This window comes from Streptococcus sp. CCH8-C6, from assembly GCF_001557225.1.
Classification (GTDB): Bacteria; Bacillota; Bacilli; order Lactobacillales; family Streptococcaceae; genus Streptococcus; species Streptococcus sanguinis_C.
In genome coordinates this window covers 1-290 of record NZ_LSJN01000066.1, presented here as the reverse complement: position 1 = coordinate 290, position 290 = coordinate 1, and the positions used below count along the sequence as shown (strand labels likewise).

The 290-nt window shown below is 42.1% G+C and carries 1 protein-coding gene; it reads right to left on the bottom strand.

Annotated elements, in window-relative coordinates; all coding sequences use genetic code 11:
- Positions 1–36: 36 nt before the first annotated feature.
- Positions 37–290: LPXTG cell wall anchor domain-containing protein (locus tag AX677_RS07595; RefSeq protein ID WP_156445996.1), on the bottom strand; the 254-nt coding region annotated here is incomplete at its 5' end.

Genomic DNA, 290 nt, shown 5'->3' with positions numbered 1-290 from the left:
ACTAGGACATCATCCTAGCTCTTTTTTTAATATCAATTAATCTTGACGCTTCTTACGGTTGATGAAACCTGCTAAAGAAGCCAGCATCAGACCAATAATACTCAAGAAGATGTTAGTGTATTCACCTGTCTTTGGCAACACTTTCTTCTCTCCTGTTTGGCCTTCCTGACCCTGACCAGAAGAGACTTGAGTTGGGTTGGTATTACCAGTATTTGAAGTTGTTGATGGAGATACTTTTGTACCGACTTCAACCACTTCATCAATCGCTGCTGTCACTACTGGCTCGCCCT